We start from the raw sequence: 20,859 nt of genomic DNA, 5'->3' as shown, positions 1-20,859 counted from the left end.
ATTTTTATCACTGAAAAGAAACAGGATAAGTGCTTGAATAGTGGCAGAGAAAGGTCGGCCTCTCCTGCCATTTCGACATCTCTACCTTTTGTAGTTGCCTTCATGCCGGGTTCTTTGGCATGTTAACGGAACCTGACCTTTCAATTTTGTTCACGTGACGAGTTTGCGAGCAAAGCGATGATTAAGTGGCCCTGGAAATCAAATGACGCTGGTCAACATGTGGCGCTGCCGTGGGATGACGCGCTGGCGATCCCCGTGCTGGCCAACCTCCAGCCGGATGAACAGTCAAAGCTGATTCACCTGGCGGATCGCTTTTTGCAGCAAAAGCGGCTGGTACCGCTGCAGGGATTTGAGCTGGATGCGCATAAAAGTGCGCGTATCGCCCTGCTGTTCTGCCTGCCGGTGCTTGAGCTCGGCATTGAGTGGCTGGATGGTTTCCACGAAGTGCTGATCTACCCGGCGCCGTTTATCGTTGACGACGAATGGCAGGACGATATCGGCCTGGTGCACAACCAGCGCGTGGTGCAGTCCGGACAAAGCTGGCAGCAAGGGCCGATAATCCTGAACTGGCTAGACATTCAGGACTCGTTTGATGCGTCCGGTTTTAATCTGATTATTCATGAAGTGGCGCATAAGCTGGATACCCGCAACGGCGATCGCGCCAGCGGAGTACCGCTGATCCCGCTTCGCGAGGTAGCCGGATGGGAGCACGATCTGCACGCGGCGATGGATAACATCCAGGACGAAATAGACCTGGTGGGCGAAAGCGCCGCCAGCATTGACGCCTATGCGGCAACCGACCCTGCAGAGTGCTTCGCGGTGCTCTCGGAGTATTTCTTCAGCGCGCCAGAGCTCTTCGCGCCACGTTTCCCGGCGCTGTGGCAGCGTTTCTGCCAGTTTTATCAGCAGGATCCCCTGCAGCGCCTGCGGCAAAATGAGGCGTCTGGCGGCACGTCGTCGATCCATTAAGGTTTTTTAGCAGGGGTACGCTCGGTTGACCATACCCCGATGCTCAATGCTAAAAACAGCAACGCCATTCCCCCTGCGGCCACCGTTAAAGACTGTTCACCGTAAAAGCGCGTCACCACCGGCACCAGCAGCGCGCTGACGCCGTAGCCTAACGTGTGGCTGGTGGCGATAACTCCCGCCCCTTTCCCGGTGGTCAGCCGATCGTTCAGCAGCAGCTGGTAGCCCGGCGTGGCCATCGCCGCACCAAGCGACGTGATAACAATCCCCACGTAGAACAGCACTAAACCAGCGACAGACATCAGCCCAAGCCCTGCGACCATCAACACCGCCGCGATGCAGAGCAACGTCACCGGGCTGAAATGCTGCGGGCGGACGACCAGGAACTGCGCGGCGAGCGTAGCCAGCGCGGCCAGGCTCAGCAGGAGCGCAACGTGATGGCTGATGTCCCGGGCGTTGCCGTCCAGCAAGGGGCTGAGATGCGGTGACAGGCCAAGCTGCATCAGGCTTACCAGCGCCGCCAGCAGCAGCGCCAGCAGCAGGAACGGCAGCATGGAGGCCTGCAGGCGGGTCGCCTGGTGCGCCACCGGCGGCAGCGGCGGGTCAGCGACTTCGCGAAGCACCAGCAGCAGAGCGATAAACGGCGCTACCGCCATCAGCCAGAGCGGTGCCACCGGGTTGACGCTAAGCATCAGCGCCGCCAGTGGTGGGCCAAGCAAACGCCCACAGCTGAGGCCGGAGCTTATTGTCGCCAGCGCAGCCATTCTTTTCTCCAGCCCCCCACGCTGAATAGCCCACGTCTGGGCCGCAGGCACCAGCCCTGAGACCGTCAGCCCGTAGATCAGACGTGAGAGAATAAGCCCCGCCAGCCCCAGGACGGTATCCAGCCTTCCGGCCGCCATCGCCCAGACCACCAGCGCCATGACGACGAAACTGGCCAGATAGCCGCTTAGCGAAGCCAGCATCACGGCTTTACACCCCCTCCGCTCGCTCTGACGTCCCCACCAGGGCGATGCCGGTAAAAAGAGCATGGATCCGAACATCAGCAGCCCGGCCCAGACCGAGAGTGAAAGCCCTGTAAGGGTGACCAGCTGCGGGAGCATCACCAGCAGGCCGTTTTGCCCAATACCTAATAAACCTGCACATAGCGCCAGGGGCCAGTTGGCTTTTGAGGTGACGTTTTCGGTCAATGTTTCTGAGTCAGCGCGCATAAGAATGTGAACATAGTGTCAATAAATGTGTGGAAATCATGAAGTTTATGAAAACAAATATTGCAAAAATGGTTGCGACTGTAAACAGAATGAATATCATAACGAGAATTATTATCAATCATGGAATGAGGTACATCTATGCGTGCTCTGCCCCGCTCTGCCGGTACAGACGTTGCGGCCCAGTGTTTTTTAAACGCCCTGTTGCGCGAAACGAAGGACTGGCGCTATCTCCCCGCTCCCGATGCGCAAGCGCTATCGCACATTCATATCCCGCTTTCCCAGACCCAGGCGATTCGGGTTCCGGTACGTTATTTCTCTCCCACTCAGCATCATCAGTACCGTTTCCCGGCAACGCTTATTCAGAGCAATAGCGATGACGGTGACGCCGTCACTTTCACCCAACTGGTTGATTTACTTCTTGAAAAACCGTCAGTAAAAGGATCTTTGGATGCCGCTACGCTGACGCGTTTTAAACAGCGCGTCCTGGAAAGCCATGCGCACACCTGGCAGGCGATTGATTTACGCCACAGATGGGCAACCCTGCGCGATAAACCGTTAACGTTTGCCGACGCAGAACAGGCGCTGCTGGTCGGCCATGCGTTTCACCCGGCGCCAAAGTCGCACGAGCCGTTTGATGAAACCGAAGCGCGTCGCTATTTACCCGATTTCGCCTCCCGCTTCCCGCTGCGCTGGTTTGCCGTTGAGAGCACGCTTATTGCCGGCGACAGCCTGAACGTCTCCCTGCGTGAACGCCTGCTGCGCTTCGCCGCCCAGAGCGCGCCTGAGCTGCTCGGCCACTTCACCGATACCCGCTGGCTGCTGCCGATGCATCCGTGGCAGGCAGAGCATCTGCTGGGGCAACCCTGGTGCCAGCGTCTGGTGGAAAAAGAGGCCCTGCTGGACCTGGGTGAAGCAGGCGCACAGTGGCTGCCCACCAGCTCCTCGCGCTCGCTGTACAGCGAAACCAACAGCGACATGATTAAGTTTTCCCTCAGCGTGCGCCTGACGAACTCCGTGCGCACGCTGTCGGTGAAAGAGGTTAAGCGCGGTATGCGCCTGGCGCGTCTGGCTAAAACGGCGCGCTGGCAAGAACTCCAGGCACGCTACCCCACCATGCGCGTCATGCAGGAAGACGGCTGGGCGGGGCTGCGTGATGAAAGCGGCACTGTTCAGGAAGAGAGCCTGATGGCCCTGCGCGTCAACCTGCTGTTTGACACGCCAGATACTCAGACCAACGTGCTGGTGAGCCTGACCCAGGCCGCGCCGGACGGTGGTGACAGCCTGCTGGCCGCGGCGGTCCGCCGTCTCAGCCAGCGTCTGGATTTACCGCTTGCCCAGGCCGCGCGCTGCTGGCTGGACGCCTATTGCGACCGCGTATTACTTCCGCTGTTCAGCGCCGAGGCGGACTACGGGCTGGTGCTGCTGGCGCACCAGCAGAATATCCTCGTTGAGATGCAGCAGGATTTCCCCGTCGGGCTTATCTACCGCGACTGCCAGGGCAGCGCGTGGACCGAAGGTGCCGATGCGTGGCTGGAAGAGGCAGGTGAAACGGAGGTGGAAAACCGCTTCGGTGAGAGCCAGCTGCTGCGCTACTTCCCGTACTACCTGCTGCTGAACTCTACCCTTGCCGTCACCGCCGCCCTCGCCGCCGCGGGTTTCGACAGCGAGGAGAGCCTGATGTCCCGGGTGCGCGACGCGCTTGTGGGCCTGCGCCAGACCGCGAAGCAGACCCGCTGCCTCGATTACGTGCTGGACAGCCCAACCTGGAACTGCAAAGGCAATTTCTTCTGCTACCTGCACGATCGCAATGAAAACACCATCGCCGATCCGGCGGTGATCTATTTCGACTTTAGCAACCCGTTTTACAAGGAGAAGGCGTGATGGCAATCGCGAATATCGTCCATTCCGGCTACGGCTTTCGCTGCACCGCCACGGATCGCACGCTGCCGCTGGCGTTGGGTCTCGACGGCAGCGCGGTATTTGAGCGCCTGAACGACATCCCGGACGGCTGGCTGGTCAACGCGCTGGATCAGCTGTTCGTCGCCGCGCCTGCGCTAACCGGCATCACGCTGCCCTGGGCGGCCTGGCAGGATGAACCCCAGGCGCAGGCGCTGTTTAGCCAGGCCCACGGGGATTATCTGGCGCGCGACGCCTTCTGGCAGCTTCCGCTCTGGCTGAGAGGCGAACGGCCGCAGGCCAGCGGCGGAATGCAGTTTGACGAGAGCCGTCAGCTGTACTTCCCGCTGCGCCCTCACCGCCCGCAGGGCGAGGTGTATCGCCGTTACGATCCGCAAATTAAACGTACCCTCAGCTTCCGCGTGGCGGACGTGGCGCTGGACGGCGAGCGATTCACCCGCTGGATGAATAACCCCCGCGTGAACGCTTTCTGGGAGATGGCCGGCCCGCAGGCCGAGCAGGAAAACTACCTGCGCCGTCAGCTCGACTCAACGTATTGCTACCCGGTTATCGGCTGTTTTGACGACCAGCCGTTTGGCTATTTTGAACTCTACTGGGCACCCGAAGACCGCATCGGCCGCCACTATCGCTGGCAGCCGTTTGACCGCGGTCTGCACATGCTGGTCGGGGAAGAAAACTGGCGCGGCGCGCAGTACATCCGCAGCTGGCTGCGCGGCCTGAGCCACTATCTGTATCTCGATGAACCGCGCACGACGCGCATTGTCGCCGAGCCACGTTTCGACAACCAGCGTCTGTTCCGTCACCTTTCCTCTGCCGGTTTTGACACGGTGAAAGAGTTCGATTTCCCACACAAACGCTCGCGCCTCATCATGAGCCAGCGTCACCGCTTCTTCAGCGAGGTGGGCCTGTGAACGCACTCTGGCAAAAAGTGAACCGTGAGATGGTGGCGAAGATCCTCGCCGAACTGGAATACGAACGTACCCTACGTGCCGAAACCCTGGGCCCGGACCGCTGGCAAATCACCATGGGCAGCGAAACATGGCAGTTTAGCGCCACGCGCGGGATCTGGGGCTGGCTGCATATCGAACCTGCCAGCCTGACGACCACCAGCAGCGCCGCCGTAGAAGCGGAAAGCGCGCTGCTGCAGCTAGCGACGGTGCTGGAGATGAGCGACGCGCAAACGGCAGAGCATATGGAAGATCTCTACGCCACGCTGCGGGGCGATATTCAGCTTTTACAGGCGCGCGAAGCGCTGGATGCCGACGCGCTGATCCACCTCGACCCGGACGAACTGCAGTGTCTGATGAGCGGTCATCCTAAGTTTATTTTCAACAAAGGTCGCCGCGGCTGGGGCCTGAATGCCCTGCGCCAGTACGCGCCTGAGTATCGCGGGCGTTTTCGCCTGCACTGGGTCGCCGTCCAGCGGGAGCATCTGGTCTGGAGCAGCGACGTCGATTGCGATATCAATGCCCTGCTGGCCAGCGCGATGGACAACGCCGAGCGCGCCCGGTTTGACGCCCGCTGGCAGGCGCTGGGTCTCGACGACGGCTGGCTGCCCGTGCCGCTGCACCCGTGGCAGTGGCAGCAGAAGATCGCCATTCATTTCCTTGCGCAGCTGGCGCGCGGTGAGATGGTGGAACTGGGCGAATTTGGCGATGAGTATCTGGCGCAGCAGTCCCTGCGCACGCTCACCAACGCCAGCCGTCGCGCGCCGTTTGACATCAAGCTGCCGCTGACCATCTACAACACCTCCTGCTATCGCGGTATTCCGGGCAAATATATTGCCGCCGGCCCGCTGGCTTCGCGCTGGTTACAGCAGCAGTTCGCCAGCGACGCTACGCTTGCCCGCTGCGGTGCGCAGGTACTGGGTGAGCCCGCTGCCGGGTATCTGTCGCATCCGGGCTATGCCGCATTGCCGAAAGCGCCCTATCGCTATCAGGAAATGCTGGGGGTGATCTGGCGCGAGAACCCGTCCTGTTACCTGCAGGACGGTGAACAGGCGGTGCTGATGGCGGCGCTGATGGAAACCGACAACGCCGGGCGTCCGCTGATCGACGCATGGATCAACCGTTCCGGGTTAAGCACTGACGCGTGGCTGGAAAAGCTGTTTGAGGCAACGGTGATCCCGTTCTATCACCTGCTTTGCCGCTACGGCGTGGCGCTGATCGCCCACGGGCAGAACGTGACGCTGGTGATGAAGGATTACGTCCCGCAGCGCATCCTGCTGAAGGATTTCCAGGGCGATATGCGCCTGGTGGATGAGGATTTCCCGCAGGCGCAGAGCCTGCCGGAACAGGTGAAGGCCGTCACGGCGCGCCTGAGCGCGGATTACATTATTCACGACCTGCAAACCGGCAACTTTGTGACGGTGCTGCGTTTTATCTCGCGTCTTACCCAGCAAAGCGGCGTCAGCGAAACGCGCTTTTACCAGATCCTGGCCGGGGTACTGCAACGCTATATGGCCGCGCACCCGGATCTGGCGGAACGCTTCGCCAAATTCGATCTCTTCAAGCCGCAGATTATTCGCGTGATCCTCAACCCGGTCAAACTGACCTTCTCCGAACACGACGGCGGCAGCCGCATGCTGCCGAACTATGTCTCCGATCTTGATAACCCCCTTTTTCTGGTCTCCCGGGAGTCAGCGCAATGAAAACCTATGATTTCATCGGCATTGGTATTGGCCCGTTTAACCTCAGCATCGCCGCTCTGGCGGAAGGGCTGGACGGCTTTAGCTCGCTGTTTCTTGAGCGCAAACCGCACTTTTCATGGCACCCGGGGATGATGGTTCCGGACTGCCACATGCAGACCAGCTTCCTGAAGGATCTGGTCAGCGCCGTGGAGCCCACCAACCGCCACAGCTTCCTGAACTACCTGGTGCAGCGCAAAAAGTTCTACCGCTTTCTGACCACCGAGCAGCGCACCGTCTCGCGGGAAGAGTTTGCCGATTACCTGTGCTGGGCGGCGAGCAATCTCACCAACCTGTCATTTAGCCAGCAGGTGCAGCAGGTCAGTTTTGATGAGAAAAGCGGCCTGTTTGAGGTGGTGACCCAGCGCGATCGCTTCCTGGCGCGCCACGTCTGCGTAGGGATTGGCAAACAGATCAATCTGCCCGACTGCGTCACGGTGCAGGACGATACCTGCTTCCACGCCAGCGAGATGATGCTGCGCACGCCGGATCTCGCGGGCAAGCGCGTCACCGTCGTCGGCGGCGGCCAGAGCGGGGCCGACCTGTTTTTGAATATCTTCCGCGGCGAATGGGGCCAGCCGCTGAGCCTGAACTGGGTATCGCGCCGCAATAACTACAACGCGCTGGATGAAGCCGCCTTTGCCAACGAGTATTTCACGCCGGAGTACGTGGACAGCTTCTCCACGCTGGGTGAAGAAGCCCGTCGTCAGATGCTGCACGAGCAGAAAATGACCTCTGACGGCATCACCACCGAGTCCCTGCTGGCGATTTACCGCGCTATGTACCACCGCTTCGAAGTGCTGCGTGAAAAACCCTGGGCGCATCTCCTGCCGTCCCGCTCGGTGACGTCCCTGACGCGCCAGGAAAACGGACATCGTCTGAACATTCAGCATCACCTTGACGGCGGCCGTGAGCAGCTGGAAAGCGACGTGGTGATTTTTGCCACTGGCTACCGTGCCGTGCAGCCTGCGTTTCTCGCGCCGCTGTCTCACCGCCTGAAGCTGGATACGGACGAAGCCTTCTGCATCAACAACGATTTCACCCTCGAATGGGACGGCCCGCAGAGCAACCGTCTGTTTGCCGTAAATGCCGGGATGCACCGTCTCGGTATTGCCGAACCCCAGCTCAGCCTGATGGCCTGGCGCGCGGCGCGAATTCTGAATCGCGCGCACGCGGACGAGCCGTTTGAGCTGGCTACCACACCCGGCGTTATCCACTGGCGGACAACCACCAGCCCGGACAGCAATCCGGTTTTTAAATCATTAGCAAAAACCACCGAGTACTGACACACACAATCAGGATCAACATAACAATGAAACGTTCTCATCTTTGGGTTTTAAACCCTTGCTTGCTTGCCATGCTTTCTACCTCTGCGTGGGCGGAAGAACAAAAGGAAGAAAATATCGTTGTCTCCGCCAGCCGCGCGCACCGCAGCGTGGCGGAGATGGCGCAGACGACCTGGGTCATTGAGCGGGCTGAAATTGAGCAGCAGGTTCAGGGCGGGAAAGAGATTAAAGAGGTGCTGGCACAGCTGATCCCGGGGATGGACGTCAGCAGCCAGGGGCGTACCAACTACGGTATGAACCTGCGCGGCCGTTCGATGATGGTGATGGTGGACGGCGTGCGCCTGAACTCGTCGCGCAGCGACAGCCGCCAGCTCGACTCTATCGATCCATTCAACATCGACCGTATTGAAGTGATCTCCGGCGCGACCTCGCTCTACGGCGGCGGCAGTACCGGCGGCCTGGTGAACATCGTCACTAAAAAAGGCCAGCCGGACACCGAGGTTGAGTTCCAGACCGGGGCAAAAAGCGGCTTTAACAGCCACAACGATCATGATGAGAACGTTTCAGCGGCGGTCAGCGGCGGCAATGATAACGCCTCCGGGCGTCTGTCGGTGTCGTATCAGCGCTACGGCGGCTGGTACGACGGCAACGGCGACGAGGTGATTATTGATAACACCCAGACCGGCCTACAGTATTCCGACCGTATCGATGTGATGGGAACGGGCACCATCAACATTGACGATCACCAGCAGCTGCAGTTAACCACGCAGTACTACAAGAGCGAATCCGACGGCAAGCATGGGCTGTATCTTGGGAAGAACTTCTCTGCCGTCACGGGGGATGCGAACGCGTACAACAAAGGTAATCTCGATTCTGACCGCGTACCGGGAACCGAGCGCCATCTGATTAACCTGCAGTACTCCAATACTGATTTCTGGGGCCAGGACCTGGTTGCGCAGATTTACTATCGCGACGAGAGCCTGACCTATTATCCGTTCCCTACCCTGACCAAAGGTGTGGTGAGCAGCATCGGTGCGTCTCAGCAGAAAACTGATTTCTACGGCGGCAAGCTGACGCTGAACAGCAAGCCGGTGGACGATTTGACGCTGACCTGGGGTGTGGACGCCGACCATGAAACCTTCGATGCCAACCAGCAGTTCTTCGACCTGAGCAAAGCGGCGGCGAGCGGCGGCATGGAGCTGGACAACGCCTACAACGTGGGCCGTTACCCGGGCTACAGCATCACCAACCTCGCCCCGTTCCTGCAGGCAAGTTACGACATTGACGCCATCACCCTGAGCGGCGGCGTGCGTTACCAGTACACCGAAAACAAGGTGGACGACTTTGTCGGTTACGCCCAGCAGCAGGCCATCGCCACCGGGAAAGCCACCTCCGCAGACGCGGTGCCGGGCGGGAAAACCGATTACAACAACTTCCTGTTTAACGCCGGGATCCTTGGCCGTCTGACCGAACAGCAGCAGCTGTGGTTTAACTTCTCCCAGGGCTTCGAAATTCCGGACCTGGCGAAGTACTACGGCTCGGGTACCTATCAGCTCAGCAATGGTCACTATCGCCTGCTGAACAGCGTGAACGTGAACGATTCGAAGCTGGACGGTATCAAGGTCAACGCTTACGAGCTGGGCTGGCGCTATACCGGGGATAACCTGCGCACGCAGGTTGCGGCCTATTACTCGCTCTCGGATAAAACCATCACCATCAACAAGACGGATATGACCATCAACCTCGAGGACGACAAACGTCGTATCTACGGGGTGGAAGGTCAGGTGGACTATTTCTTCACTAACAGCGACTGGAGCACGGGCGCGAACTTTAACGCCATTAAGTCTGAAACCCGCGAGAACGGCAAATGGGAGAAGCTGACGGTAGACAGCGCCAGCCCGTCGAAAGCCAGCGCATGGGTCAACTGGGCGCCGGGCGACTGGACCCTGCGCGTGCAGAGCACGCAGACCTTTGACGTCTCTGATGCCGACGGTAAGAAGATCGACGGCTACAATACGGTCGACTTCCTCGGCAGCTACGCCCTGCCGGTGGGTAAAGTCAGCTTCAGCGTGGAAAACCTGCTGGACAAAGACTACACCACCGCCTGGGGCCAGCGCGCACCGGGGCTGTATAGCCCAACCTACGGCGCACCGGGCCTGTATACCTATAAGGGCCGTGGGCGCACGTTTGGTCTGAACTACTCTGTACTGTTCTAACCCTTCGCGCCGCCTGCCTGCGGGCGGCGCATTTTCCTGGGTAATTTCAACGCGAATTTGCTATAAAATCAGCGATTTGCTGAAATTGTCAGCAAACGAACGAAAAGCGTGTTTTCCCCCTTTGACAAGGCGTACCGAGGTCGATAATATGCGCCTCGTTCACACGATTCCTCTGTAGTTCAGTCGGTAGAACGGCGGACTGTTAATCCGTATGTCACTGGTTCGAGTCCAGTCAGAGGAGCCAAATTTGAAAAGCCTGCTTTTGAAGCAGGCTTTTTTGTTTTCATTTTCCATCGCATTGGGAGAGTTTGGGCCAGGTTGAATTCACCCCGCTCATGGCTTCATAACAATGCGGCCAAGCGGTTTCGCTGTCTCAGCGTATTCATGGGCCGCGGCAGCGTTAGCCAGGGGGAAGATGCGGTCAATGACAACCCTGATGCGCCCTGCCGCTACAGCCTGCAACATGTCGTCCACGCTTGTCCGAACGCCAGCCCTTTCAAAAAGGGGTCCCATGAATACCCCCATGAGCGTCTGGTTAGACTGCATTGGCGACCACAGGTCGACGGTCAGACTGCCGCCGCCCGCATTACCGACGTAGACGAGACGTCCTTCCGGAGCGAGTGCAGAAAGCGAAGCAGGCAACGTGGTTCCCACCGGATCGATGACGAGGTCAACGCCGGTGCCATGGGTGTACTCTCGGACACTGTCCACGATGTTATTCTCTGTACGATCCACGACACGATCGGCGCCAAGTTCAAGCAACCGGCTTCTTCGCTGCGTTCCGCTTGCCACGGCGATGACCGTTGCGCCTGCTTGTGAGGCAAGCTGAACGGCCGCGAGCCCTACGCCACCAGCAGCGGCCTGAATCAGGACGGTTTCTCCGTGCCGGAGCATGCCGCGAGTGAAAAGGCAATGATGCGCGGTTGTGAAAGAAATCGGTACCGCCGCCGCTTCTGCCATATCCACCCCGTCTGGTATAAGCCAGGTTCGTTCCGCAGGCACCGCCCAACGTTCCGCATGCGATCCCTGCATGTGAAAAGCAGCGACTCTGTCCCCAACCCTACGGCTACGGACTTTCGACCCTACGGCAACCACTGTACCCGCAGCCGCGTAGCCGACGACCCATGAAGGAAGAGGCGGCGGAGTTGAACGGCGGTTGATCAGATCGCCACCTTCAATCGAGATAGCCTCGACAGAAATCAGGATGTCGTCGGGCCCTGTGACCGGATCCGGGATATCGACATATTTCAGGACGCCAGGAGCGCCTTCCACGTCATAAACCGCTGCTTTCATAAATTTTCCTCTGTTTTATCTTTCGACTGGCGGAAAGACCCGTAACGCTCAGGGCAGCCTGGCAATCACCTTAATCTCAAACTGGAATCCGTAAAGCCACGTCACGCCGATCCCGGTCAACGTTGGGTAAGGCGCTTCCCCCCAATATTCTGGCAGGATACTCCAGATAGCGTCGAGGTTTGACTCGGGATCGACGACAAAGAGGGTAACGTCAACCACGTCACCGAACGTGCAGCCCGCAGCCGCGAGGACAGCATTAAGATTATTGAATGCCAGCCTGACCTGCGCTTTCAGATCGGGCTCAGGCGAACCATCCTCCCGGCTACCAACCTGCCCCGAAACGAACAAGAAACCGTTAGATTTGATGGCTGGTGAATAGCGATTGCGCTCATAGAGCGCCTGCCGACCGGAGGGGAAAACGGCTTCACGTGCTGTCATGTTTGTACCTTTGTAATGGGGCAAAATCAGCCCGGTGAATATAAAGACACTTTACAGGTGCAGGATCGGGCGGATAAACAAGCGACTTTGTCCATCATTGTTTGTAATATCCAAACAATCGGTAAAAAGAGAGGATAGGGAATGGATCGTTTCGATGCGATGCGCGCCTTTGCTCGCGTGGTGGAGGCAGGTAGCTTCACAAAAGCTGCCCAAACGCTTCATATGAGTAAAACCACGGTGACGCAACTCATTCAGCAGCTGGAAGCTCGCCTGCGCGTCAAATTGCTCCATCGCACCACCCGCAAGCTCGGTGTGACTCCCGATGGCGCGGTCTACTACGAGCGCGTCATCCGCCTGCTGGCGGACATGGAAGATGCTGAAAACTGCCTGTCCAGTGCGGCGATTACGCCCAGAGGACGGCTACGGGTAGATGTGCCCAGTCCGCTGGCCCGCCTCATCCTGGTGCCGGCGCTACCGGCTTTCCACGCACGCTATCCTGATATCCAGTTCGACATGGGCGTGAGCGATCGGGTGGTGGATCTGATCGGCGACAGCGTGGATTGCGTCCTGCGCGGTGGCGAAATCAACGACCAGTCCCTCATCGCTCGCCATGTCGGAGATTTGCAAATCGGCATCTACGTCGCCCCCAGCTATGTGGAACGCCTTGGCGCCCCTGCGCACCCGCGAGAGCTGGAAAACACCGACCATCGCATAGTCGGATTCTTGTCCTCACGCACCGGTAAGATTGACCCTTTGGTACTGCGCAGTGAGAGTGAACATATTGAAATCACGGGAAGCTATGTACTTGCCGTGGATGATGGCAATGCTTACCTCGAAGCCGGGTTAGCCGGGTTGGGCGTGATTGCGCTGCCAGTCTATATGGCAGCGGCACATCAGACTGCCGGCTCTTTAATTCCGTTGTTTACACAATGGCGTATCAGTCCAATGCCCCTGCACCTGGCGTTCCCGCCGAACCGCCATGTCAACGCCAGACTGCGCGTTTTTATTGACTGGATCGTTGAATTGATGCAGCAGCATGTCCCCAACGCCAACATAGCCGTAAAGCTATAGCAGCGATTATCCTGAGAGAACGTGCATGATTCTTGTGTGGTTACGTGAAAGCTGAAGACGTGCAGGAGTATTTCGGTGAATCACCCGTCAGGTGTTCACCGCATTGCGAGCAGTGTCGTAAAAAAGCGTTCAGGACTCCGTGAGCTGACGCCAGGCCGCTACTTCCTCATCCAGCCACTCGACAAAGAGAGCCACCTCCGGTTTCGCCTCCGTTAACTGCGATGTCACCAGCCAGTAAGGCCAGGGATACGGCGCGGTGAAAGGGGTAAGCTGGACCAGTTCGCCCCGGGTGATGGCATCCTGAACCAGAGAACGGCGCTCCAGCGCGATACCTTTACCGAGTCTGACAGACTCAAGGACTAAATTTGAGTCGTTAATGCATAAGCCGCCGGGCACAATATCTTTTTCCAGCCCCGCATTGAAACACCAGGTTTTCCACGACTCCATGGAGAATATGATTTGACTCTTCGCCACCTCAGCCGGCGTCGCCGGGAGTACGCCGCCGTTATAGCCGGGCGCCGCAACAACAATCAGTTCATCTGAAAAAAGATAATGGCAGTCGCTGCCTTCCCAGTTTCCTTTCCCCATGCGTATCGCAATATCTATCCCTTCCTGCTGCATGCTGGTAATCGTCAGGCTGGCCTGGATCCGCAGCGTGATATGCGGATATTTTTCCCGAAATCGTTCCAGACGCGGCAACAGCCAGTGACATCCAAAAGACGGCACCATCGCCAGCGTCAGTTCCAGTATTCTCGGTTTCACCTGCACTAGCCGGGTGGCATCTGCGATATGGTTCAGCGCCTCGCGTACCTGTAACGCGTAGAGCCGCCCCTCTTCATTGATCTGTACCCCTCGCCCATGACGGATAAACAGCTTCACACCCACCATTTCCTCCAGCACTTTAATCTGCTGGCTGATGGCGGAATGGGTAACGTGGAGCTCTTTCGCCGCAAGCGTTACGCTGCCAAGGCGAGCCACAGCTTCAAAACTACGCAAACTTGCGATAGGTGGAAAATCCGACATGAAACCACTCCCTTAATATGCTGAATCTTATAAACGGCAACCGGCCAATATGTCAGTAATACTAACTCAGGCCGTAAGATACTCATGATATTCGCCATAGCGAATTTATTGTAATGTCTGTTTATCATCTTCAATGAAGCGTTTTTTCACCCAGACAGGAAAACAGGAATCATGATAAAGCTGATTGGCATGATGGATTCTCCTTATGTACGTCGCGTGGCGGTCTCCCTGGAACTTTATGGCGTTGCGTTTGAAAGCCAGCCGCTGTCGGTATTCAGCACATTTGAAGAATTTTCCCGGATCAACCCTGCGGTAAAAGCGCCCACGCTGATTCTGGAGAATGGAACGCGTCTGATGGATTCATCGCTGATACTGAATTATTTTGAGTCTCAGGCCGCTCCTGAACGGAGACTGCTGCCCGTGGCGCCGGATGCGCTGGCAAACGATCTCCAGACGCTGGGCTTTATCCTCGCCGCCGCGGAGAAAGCCGTACAAAATGTGTATGAACACAACCTGCGCCCGGCGGAGAAGCAGCACAATCCGTGGATAGAACGTATCACCCTCCAGCTGCTGGCTGCCTGCAAGGAATGGAACACGCTGCTGGAAGCGCGTGCGGATAACGCGGTGGCCGATCAGGTTGCTGTCACCAGCACGGTTATCTGGACATTTATTCAGTCAATGATCCCTCATGTGGTTAACGCCGGTGATTTTAAAACGATTCAGGCGGTTGCCGACGTTTTCGAAAACCAGGCGGCATTTAAGAAGTACCCTTTTAGTTGACGCTTCGCTCGGCGTGTTATGGGGCTTTTCAGCCCCTTTTTTTAGGCTGGAATCGACAGACCGGCGGTGGTTGCATAGCGACCGTTGAAAAAGATGAGCGGCTCACCTTCAGTATGTAACGAATCCACCACCTCACCGATAAATATCCAGTGATCGCCGCCGTCTACCTGACGCCACATCTTGCATTCAAGATGCGCTAGCGCACCGTCAATTAAAGGCAGTTTATAGCCGCTGACCCGATGGTCTACGCGATGAAATTTATCGCTGACGGCACTGGCAAAAATATCGCTAACCTGATGCTGATGGCCCGACAGGACATTTATCGCAAAGGCTTCTGCCTCCAGAAAATGCTGAGCGTACCAGGATTGCTTACGCAGGCTCCAGAGCACCAGAGGGGGTTCCAGGGAAACGGTGTTAAAGCTACTGATAGTTAACCCATGGAAATTGTTACCTTTATCCATCATGGTCACGACACAAACGCCTGTTGCGAATCGACCAAATACGTTCCGTAAGGTTCGGCTATCAAACTGCGCCATATCGTTTCACCTCTGCTAAGCCTGAAGACGCGACCTGCTGTTGCAGCGCGCCGGCAAAAATGGTCAGCCCCTCATCCAGAACGCTGTCTTCAATCGTCAGGGGCATTAAAAAGCGGATGGCATTCGCCTGTTTGCCGCATTTAAGAAGAATAAGGCCCTCACGGGCACAGCTTTTGACTAACCGATCGATAAGCCCGGTCGCCGGCGTTCGCTTTCCGTGCTCCAGCGAAAAAAGCTCCAGCGCAATCATGGCGCCGACCCCGCGTATCTCATAGCCAATCGCCAGTGGGCTGACAATGGACTCTAAGGCTTTGCGCAGACGCTGACCCAGACGCCGGGCTGCGCCCAGCAGATCCGTCTCTTCAAAGAGGTCAAGTACCGCCAGCGCCGCCGCACAGGAAAGCGGATTGCCTGCCCAGGTTCCGCCAAGGCCGCCCGGTGCCACCTGGTTGATAAGCGACTCACGACCAACAACGCCGGAAAGCGGAAGTCCGCCGGCGACTGATTTACCGAACACGATTAAATCGGCGTCAACGCCGGTTTGTTCCATAGCAAAGAACGTCCCCGTGCGGCCTGCGCCAGACTGAACTTCATCTGCGATTAACACGATACCTTCCTGGTCACAGAGTTCACGTAGACCACGCATAAACGCAGGTGGCACGACGTAAAATCCGCCTTCGCCCTGAACGGGTTCGATGACAATGGCAGCCACATCCTGCGGCGCAATGTCGCTCGTTAATATCACTTTGAGGCCAGCCAGCGCCTGAGCAATATCAGGTTCTGTCTCTCCCTGCGGGAAAGGCGCCCGGAAGACCGGGCCGGGCATGATCCCCATCCCCTGGCTGTAGGGCGCAATTTTGCCATTCATCGCCAGCGTCATAAACGTACGCCCGTGATAGGCGCCGCTGAAGACAATCACCCCGCTTCGCCGCGTGGCTGCCCGGGCAACTTTAAGCGCACTTTCCACCGCTTCGGACCCCGTCGTCAGGAGAAAACTGCGTCGGTCAAAATCTCCCGGCATTAGGGCGTTAATACGTTCACACACCGCGATATATGATTCATAAGGGGTGGCGGCAAAACAGCTGTGGGTAAACTGATGCAGCTGGCGCTCCACTGCCGCAATGACTTTAGGATGAAGATGGCCGGTATTCAGCGCGGCAATTCCGCCGGAAAAATCGATGTAGCGTCGATTGTTGACGTCATATATCACCGCATTTTCCGCTCGCTGAATATACACCGGATGCATCTGGTTTATGCCACGGGCGACGGCGCCCTCCCGTCGCTGCAAAAGCTGCTCGACTACAGTATCCATAACGCTCTCCTCAGGGGGCGGCCCGAACGGCCGCCCGTCAGGTTATTGATGACGCGCCTGTTGCAACATGGCATCAGCATGCTGATTTAACTGCTGACGATCGCCATAGCGGTAAGGATCGAGGAAATCGAATCGGACTGGTTTATCTCCACGGTCAAACAAGTGGCCTATGCCGCCAGGCGCGTTATGGGCCCAGTAGAACAGGGAATCGGCAAATTCCTCCGTTGCCCGGGAGAGGTAGCGATTGGTGAAATCTGAGAAATCAATGGGGAAATGCTCGCGGTTGTCAGCAAAAAGCGCATGAAGCGTAGCAATCACCTCTTTTTCAGGGAGGTTACCGGCGCGATAGGCTTCCATTGTTTCACAGGCTTTATCGAAAATAGCCTCATAGAAGGGGCTCTCAATGGAAAGGTGTCCCGGATAGGTTGCGCTTTCAAACTCCTTCTCGAGCCGCTCGTCATCACCGTGCTGCTGGTAGTCACTCAGGATCTTACGCAGACGCAAGACGCCAATGTAGCTGCCGCTAATCCAGATACGGAACCACGCATTCCACAGCGGGAAGCTATCAAATGCGGTGAATGAATTTGCCACCAGCCTGTCGTTAACTTTTACCACTTCCAGGCTGTAATGCTGATAGCTGGCGAAACGCTCTTTTGACCAGTCATCCTGTCTGACGGCATGAACAATTTTAGGTGCGACGCGCAGAATCGATTCGAACGTATTAACTAACCCGCGCGAGAACAGCGGATCGACAAAGCCCACCGCATGGCCTAAAAGACAGTAACGCTCCCCTACGCTTTCGCGGCTGGTGTAATTCAGGCGAGGTGCAACGGTCCATTCACGTACCCGGGCTGCGCTTTCAAAGTGGCGCGCAACGGAGGGGTGCTCATCGAGAAAACGGGTAAACTCTTCTTCCGGATCGCCAGCTGGGCCATGTTTATCGATATCGAACTGCAGGCCGACGCTGCATAAGGTATTGGTCGAATAGGGATGGTTGTTGAAAGGAATAATCCAGAGCCAGCCGCCTTCAAACATGTGATGCAGCGTACTCTGTGAGAGCGGGGTCGGCGAACCGGTCACGTCCGTCGAGGCGATGACGTCTTCATACAGTTTGACTCCCGTCATGTGTGTGAACAACGAACGGGTACGGCTCTGCATCTCACGCGCACCTTCGCGCAGGCCGAACTTATCGGCAACCGGTGAGCGAAAGCCTGCAGCATCCACGACGTACTTGACCTTAATCTGCTCTTTCCCCAGATCCAGCAGCATCCCGTCGCCGGTTTCTTCAATAGACTGGATGCGGGTTTGCTGGCGAATGTCGGCCCCCAGACGCGCGGCCAGCGCCAGGTAATAGGCATCAATATCCTGGCGGAACAGATGCGCTTCCGGAGACAGTACCGGTGTCGACACAACGTCCTGCGGATTATGCGCTTTATTCTTACCGTTCCATGCAAAGCTGAATGCCAGTTTAATACCTGCGCTCGAGGTGCCAATATTCTCCATCAGCGCGTGAATTTCCCCCGGCCATGCCAGCTCAGGAATATTGTACTGGCGAGCCAGAATTTTCAAAAGCACAGCACTTTCCGGCACCATCGATTCCCCCACGGCAAAGCGAGGGTGGGTGCCTGCATCAATAATCACTACGTTTAATTTCTGTTTTGCCAGAATAGCGCCGAGCATGGTTCCTGCAATACCACTCCCGATGATGGCCACATCATAATGACTTTGTTTCATTGCTTTACCCTTAATAATATTACTGAGTGACTAACTGTGTTGTTATTTCGATTTCATTTTCACGCGCGCGATCGGCCTGAATCAGAAAAAGATACGTTGCTTGTTGTGTTAACCATTCCCTCGCCAGAGACATGGCAATCTCTTTGCCGGTGCGCTGCGGCATCGTCAGAACCATTGTGGGTCCCTGAAAGCGATAGCGTGTACAGCAAATGGAAACGGGTGCTCCCACATTGGCATTTATAAAATCGACCGGCGAGACGCGCGATTTTATCGCCATGTCGTTAATAATTTTCTCACTGGTATTTACAGGGAATGCCGTACCAAACTGAATAAACCCGACACTCTCATGATGCTTATCCAGCAATGCCTGATGCTGTTGATAAATTTCATCGACGGTGAACAGCACATTTAATGACAATGGGTCTGCTGTTTTTAACCCCCGGCGCAAGGTCTCATTTAAGTCGGACCAAATTAATGAGTTTGCGGTACTCGAAGAAATAATTTTCATTAGCTACCCCACCTTTTACATTACGGTAAATATCAGGCAGGTGTTAAAACCACCAAACCCAATAGTCATGCTCAAACCCGTTTTTCCCTTTAAGGGTTGAGGCTGCGCGGCGGGTAAATTAAAACGCAGGCCATCAATCGGCTTTTTCAACTCATAGACCGGGGGGATCGTGCCCGCATTGAGGCTGTGAATGAGCGCGATGGCTTCCAGCGCACCTGTAGCCCCCAGCGTATGGCCAAAATTGCCCTTTGTGGCGAAGACCCAGGGACGATGGGTGAAAAACAAGTTGTAGGCATTGCTTTCAACCCGATCGTTGGTCAAGGTACCGGAACCGTGCGCATTAATAAGCGCAATATCGTCAGGCTCTAGCCCCGCCTGCGTCAGGGCACGCTGCAATGCCAGACGGATGCCATTGCCTTGCTCATCCGGCGCGGTCAGTCCCGCCGCATCGTTAGACGCCCCCGCACCGACCAGTTTTGCCAGCACGCGTGGCGCAGACCCGCCTTCCCTTTGCAGCACCAGAAAACCGGCCCCTTCTCCGAGGATCGTCCCCTCGTGAGTGGCATCGAACGATTTCAGGGTAGAGAGGGAGAGCGTACCCAGCGCGCTATGGGCCAGACGTTTTGAATCAGTAAGAATATCCGCACCGCCGCAGACGCACAGGTCTGCTTGCCCCGTCGCAATTAAATGCGCCCCCAGAAGAAGGGCATCTGAGCCCGAGGAGCAGGCGGTAGAGAGCGCGATCCCTTCCATTCCCAGCGACTCCGCCACCTCGTTAACCCAACCGTCGAGAGGCTCCCGACAAAACGCCTCGCTGTCGAGACGGAATCCAAGGCTGGTACCGACAATCAAGAAGCGTCGCTCCTCCGGCACGGGTTCTCCTGCACCCGAATCCTCAAGCGCTTTAAGGGCCGTACGTTTTGTCAGCGCGATCAGTTTTTCACGCATTTCTGCAGGCCATTCGCCCGGCAGCATGGCGGCCAGATCGGTACGCAAGCTTCGCGCCGATGGCGCAGGCGCAATACCGGTTTGGCTTTCCAGTAAGGTCTGAAAAACATCCTCGATACGATCGCCAGACGCAGTTGTCCATCCCATGCCGACAACATTTGCGACATACGTTGTAGTAGTCATTATTTTTCCTTTACCGAAAAAGAGTACGGTAAGCTGGTTAAATTGAATTAAAGATTTATCAATTGAACGTGCGCAAAAATTCGTTAAAAGGTTTATCTTCAAGCGGAGAAGGATAAAAATTATCTTTGAGCTCGCCTGCAGTAACTTCTATTTTACGTTGATAAGGTTCTTTTTGTAGCCAGCGTGGACTTTCGATAAAATCGAATGCGATATCTGTCGCATTAAATCCCTCCAGCTCGGCAGGCTTAACCACTTTCCTTCTTTTACGGTCCAGTACCTGGGCATAAGCAGAAATATCAAAATACCGAATCCGCCCATTCTCCACCACTGCATTAATACAATGCCAGGGGCGGGGCAAATAAAGGTAATTAACAAAGATATTTCGTAAAGAATACACAGGCTTATTGATTATCTGACTATACAGTATCGCCGATACATCGGCCATTTCCGAGCAAAAGCAGGGTAAGCGCTGTGTTTTCACCAGCATTTCACGAAGATAATCCTGAGGCGTCAGGTTACGGATGACCTCGTCGCGAAAATGCTCGTAACGTGAAATATAATAATCCCAGTGTTCCTCAGGGAACTTGAGGCGAACGATGTCCGCCGGCCATGTTTCAAACACGTCTGATTCCTGAAGAACATGGCACATTGTTTTTGGCACTTCTCGCAAAATATCATCAAGGTTCGTTAAGTGATATTTTTCAATGACCGCCCGTGCCAGTTCCCGAAGTTCATCATTCATGACATCACC

18 protein-coding genes and 1 tRNA gene are annotated in these 20,859 nt (G+C 56.5%); 9 read left to right on the top strand and 10 right to left on the bottom strand.

Annotated features, from left to right (window positions below; translation table 11 throughout):
- Positions 1-177 precede the first annotated feature (177 nt).
- Positions 178-969 (top strand): DgsA anti-repressor MtfA, encoded by a 792-nt coding sequence (gene mtfA, locus E3U32_RS05735; RefSeq protein ID WP_134347988.1) that lies wholly within the window; start codon positions 178-180, stop codon positions 967-969.
- Here the strand turns inward: mtfA and E3U32_RS05730 are convergent.
- Positions 966-2,177 carry an MFS transporter gene (locus tag E3U32_RS05730; protein WP_134347987.1) on the bottom strand — a complete coding sequence of 404 codons (1,212 nt, stop codon included), beginning with the start codon at positions 2,175-2,177 and terminating at the stop codon, positions 966-968. The genes mtfA and E3U32_RS05730 overlap by 4 nt on opposite strands.
- A 138-nt stretch (positions 2,178-2,315) precedes the next feature.
- On the opposite strand from E3U32_RS05730, the gene E3U32_RS05725 reads away from it, so the two are divergent.
- The 6 genes from E3U32_RS05725 to E3U32_RS05700 all read left to right on the top strand — a co-directional run bounded on the left by E3U32_RS05725 (position 2,316) and on the right by E3U32_RS05700 (position 10,526).
- Positions 2,316-4,058, top strand: coding sequence for an IucA/IucC family protein (locus E3U32_RS05725; RefSeq protein WP_134347986.1), 1,743 nt, complete (start codon positions 2,316-2,318; stop codon positions 4,056-4,058).
- Positions 4,058-5,005, top strand: a complete 948-nt coding sequence (locus E3U32_RS05720) for a GNAT family N-acetyltransferase (protein ID WP_134347985.1) — start codon at positions 4,058-4,060, stop codon at positions 5,003-5,005. The genes E3U32_RS05725 and E3U32_RS05720 overlap by 1 nt, the downstream gene beginning before the upstream one ends.
- On the top strand, positions 5,002-6,744 hold the full coding sequence (gene iucC / locus E3U32_RS05715; protein WP_134347984.1) for an IucA/IucC family protein: 1,743 nt from the start codon (positions 5,002-5,004) through the stop codon (positions 6,742-6,744). Before E3U32_RS05720 ends, iucC begins: the two co-directional genes overlap by 4 nt.
- Positions 6,741-8,066 (top strand): lysine N(6)-hydroxylase/L-ornithine N(5)-oxygenase family protein, encoded by a 1,326-nt coding sequence (locus tag E3U32_RS05710; protein ID WP_134347983.1) that lies wholly within the window; start codon positions 6,741-6,743, stop codon positions 8,064-8,066. Before iucC ends, E3U32_RS05710 begins: the two co-directional genes overlap by 4 nt.
- Before the next feature lie 26 nt (positions 8,067-8,092).
- Positions 8,093-10,282 (top strand): TonB-dependent siderophore receptor, encoded by a 2,190-nt coding sequence (locus E3U32_RS05705; RefSeq protein WP_134347982.1) that lies wholly within the window; start codon positions 8,093-8,095, stop codon positions 10,280-10,282.
- Positions 10,283-10,450: 168 nt separating this feature from the next.
- A tRNA-Asn gene (locus E3U32_RS05700) sits at positions 10,451-10,526 on the top strand.
- A gap of 89 nt (positions 10,527-10,615) precedes the next feature.
- On the opposite strand, the gene E3U32_RS05695 is transcribed toward E3U32_RS05700, so the two are convergent.
- Together E3U32_RS05695 and E3U32_RS05690 are read right to left on the bottom strand one after the other, a co-directional pair.
- A complete protein-coding gene (locus E3U32_RS05695) occupies positions 10,616-11,575 on the bottom strand; it encodes a quinone oxidoreductase family protein (RefSeq protein WP_134347981.1) in 960 nt (319 codons plus the stop codon).
- Between the two features lie 48 nt (positions 11,576-11,623).
- On the bottom strand, positions 11,624-12,013 hold the full coding sequence (locus E3U32_RS05690) for a RidA family protein (protein WP_134347980.1): 390 nt from the start codon (positions 12,011-12,013) through the stop codon (positions 11,624-11,626).
- 141 nt (positions 12,014-12,154) lie between these two features.
- On the opposite strand from E3U32_RS05690, the gene E3U32_RS05685 reads away from it, so the two are divergent.
- Positions 12,155-13,084 (top strand): LysR family transcriptional regulator, encoded by a 930-nt coding sequence (locus E3U32_RS05685; protein ID WP_134347979.1) that lies wholly within the window; start codon positions 12,155-12,157, stop codon positions 13,082-13,084.
- A 129-nt stretch (positions 13,085-13,213) separates the two neighbouring features.
- Here E3U32_RS05685 and E3U32_RS05680 read toward each other — a convergent pair whose 3' ends face one another.
- A complete protein-coding gene (locus E3U32_RS05680) occupies positions 13,214-14,107 on the bottom strand; it encodes a LysR substrate-binding domain-containing protein (RefSeq protein ID WP_134347978.1) in 894 nt (297 codons plus the stop codon).
- Positions 14,108-14,278: 171 nt separating this feature from the next.
- On the opposite strand from E3U32_RS05680, the gene E3U32_RS05675 reads away from it, so the two are divergent.
- On the top strand, positions 14,279-14,887 hold the full coding sequence (locus tag E3U32_RS05675) for a glutathione S-transferase family protein (RefSeq protein WP_134347977.1): 609 nt from the start codon (positions 14,279-14,281) through the stop codon (positions 14,885-14,887).
- 41 nt (positions 14,888-14,928) lie between these two features.
- Here E3U32_RS05675 and E3U32_RS05670 read toward each other — a convergent pair whose 3' ends face one another.
- From E3U32_RS05670 to E3U32_RS05645, 6 genes are read right to left on the bottom strand one after another with little or no spacing between them, the layout of a single operon-like run.
- Positions 14,929-15,423 carry a flavin reductase family protein gene (locus E3U32_RS05670; protein WP_134347976.1) on the bottom strand — a complete coding sequence of 165 codons (495 nt, stop codon included), beginning with the start codon at positions 15,421-15,423 and terminating at the stop codon, positions 14,929-14,931.
- Positions 15,410-16,735: an aminotransferase class III-fold pyridoxal phosphate-dependent enzyme gene (locus E3U32_RS05665; RefSeq protein ID WP_134347975.1), complete on the bottom strand. Its 1,326-nt coding sequence runs from the start codon at positions 16,733-16,735 to the stop codon at positions 15,410-15,412. The genes E3U32_RS05670 and E3U32_RS05665 overlap by 14 nt, the downstream gene beginning before the upstream one ends.
- A gap of 42 nt (positions 16,736-16,777) precedes the next feature.
- The gene (locus E3U32_RS05660) at positions 16,778-18,469 is read right to left on the bottom strand and encodes an NAD(P)/FAD-dependent oxidoreductase (RefSeq protein WP_134347974.1); all 1,692 of its coding nucleotides are present in this window, start codon (positions 18,467-18,469) and stop codon (positions 16,778-16,780) included.
- A 19-nt stretch (positions 18,470-18,488) separates the two neighbouring features.
- Positions 18,489-18,977: a hypothetical protein gene (locus E3U32_RS05655; protein ID WP_134347973.1), complete on the bottom strand. Its 489-nt coding sequence runs from the start codon at positions 18,975-18,977 to the stop codon at positions 18,489-18,491.
- 15 nt (positions 18,978-18,992) lie between these two features.
- Complete coding sequence (locus E3U32_RS05650) at positions 18,993-20,108, bottom strand: beta-ketoacyl synthase N-terminal-like domain-containing protein (protein WP_134347972.1); 1,116 nt, start codon at positions 20,106-20,108, stop codon at positions 18,993-18,995.
- Between the two features lie 58 nt (positions 20,109-20,166).
- The gene (locus tag E3U32_RS05645) at positions 20,167-20,850 is read right to left on the bottom strand and encodes a hypothetical protein (protein WP_134347971.1); all 684 of its coding nucleotides are present in this window, start codon (positions 20,848-20,850) and stop codon (positions 20,167-20,169) included.
- Between the last annotated feature and the right edge of the window lie 9 nt (positions 20,851-20,859).

The organism is Lelliottia nimipressuralis, assembly GCF_004402045.1.
In the GTDB taxonomy this organism is placed as follows: Bacteria; Pseudomonadota; Gammaproteobacteria; order Enterobacterales; family Enterobacteriaceae; genus Enterobacter; species Enterobacter chinensis.
This window is presented reverse-complemented; position numbering and strand designations above follow the sequence as displayed.

What these genes read in the sequence shown, in the direction of transcription:
- E3U32_RS05645 (WP_134347971.1), bottom strand. Translation starts at nt 20,850, where the DNA reads ATGAATGATGAACTTCGGGAACTGGCACGGGCGGTCATTGAAAAATAT.
- E3U32_RS05695 (WP_134347981.1), bottom strand. Translation starts at nt 11,575, where the DNA reads ATGAAAGCAGCGGTTTATGACGTGGAAGGCGCTCCTGGCGTCCTGAAA.
- mtfA (WP_134347988.1), top strand. Translation starts at nt 178, where the DNA reads ATGATTAAGTGGCCCTGGAAATCAAATGACGCTGGTCAACATGTGGCG.
- E3U32_RS05705 (WP_134347982.1), top strand. Translation starts at nt 8,093, where the DNA reads ATGAAACGTTCTCATCTTTGGGTTTTAAACCCTTGCTTGCTTGCCATG.
- E3U32_RS05680 (WP_134347978.1), bottom strand. Translation starts at nt 14,107, where the DNA reads ATGTCGGATTTTCCACCTATCGCAAGTTTGCGTAGTTTTGAAGCTGTG.
- E3U32_RS05730 (WP_134347987.1), bottom strand. Translation starts at nt 2,177, where the DNA reads ATGCGCGCTGACTCAGAAACATTGACCGAAAACGTCACCTCAAAAGCC.
- E3U32_RS05650 (WP_134347972.1), bottom strand. Translation starts at nt 20,108, where the DNA reads ATGACTACTACAACGTATGTCGCAAATGTTGTCGGCATGGGATGGACA.
- E3U32_RS05665 (WP_134347975.1), bottom strand. Translation starts at nt 16,735, where the DNA reads ATGGATACTGTAGTCGAGCAGCTTTTGCAGCGACGGGAGGGCGCCGTC.
- E3U32_RS05675 (WP_134347977.1), top strand. Translation starts at nt 14,279, where the DNA reads ATGATAAAGCTGATTGGCATGATGGATTCTCCTTATGTACGTCGCGTG.
- E3U32_RS05720 (WP_134347985.1), top strand. Translation starts at nt 4,058, where the DNA reads ATGGCAATCGCGAATATCGTCCATTCCGGCTACGGCTTTCGCTGCACC.
- E3U32_RS05660 (WP_134347974.1), bottom strand. Translation starts at nt 18,469, where the DNA reads ATGAAACAAAGTCATTATGATGTGGCCATCATCGGGAGTGGTATTGCA.
- E3U32_RS05710 (WP_134347983.1), top strand. Translation starts at nt 6,741, where the DNA reads ATGAAAACCTATGATTTCATCGGCATTGGTATTGGCCCGTTTAACCTC.
- E3U32_RS05655 (WP_134347973.1), bottom strand. Translation starts at nt 18,977, where the DNA reads ATGAAAATTATTTCTTCGAGTACCGCAAACTCATTAATTTGGTCCGAC.
- E3U32_RS05690 (WP_134347980.1), bottom strand. Translation starts at nt 12,013, where the DNA reads ATGACAGCACGTGAAGCCGTTTTCCCCTCCGGTCGGCAGGCGCTCTAT.
- E3U32_RS05670 (WP_134347976.1), bottom strand. Translation starts at nt 15,423, where the DNA reads ATGGCGCAGTTTGATAGCCGAACCTTACGGAACGTATTTGGTCGATTC.
- E3U32_RS05685 (WP_134347979.1), top strand. Translation starts at nt 12,155, where the DNA reads ATGGATCGTTTCGATGCGATGCGCGCCTTTGCTCGCGTGGTGGAGGCA.
- E3U32_RS05725 (WP_134347986.1), top strand. Translation starts at nt 2,316, where the DNA reads ATGCGTGCTCTGCCCCGCTCTGCCGGTACAGACGTTGCGGCCCAGTGT.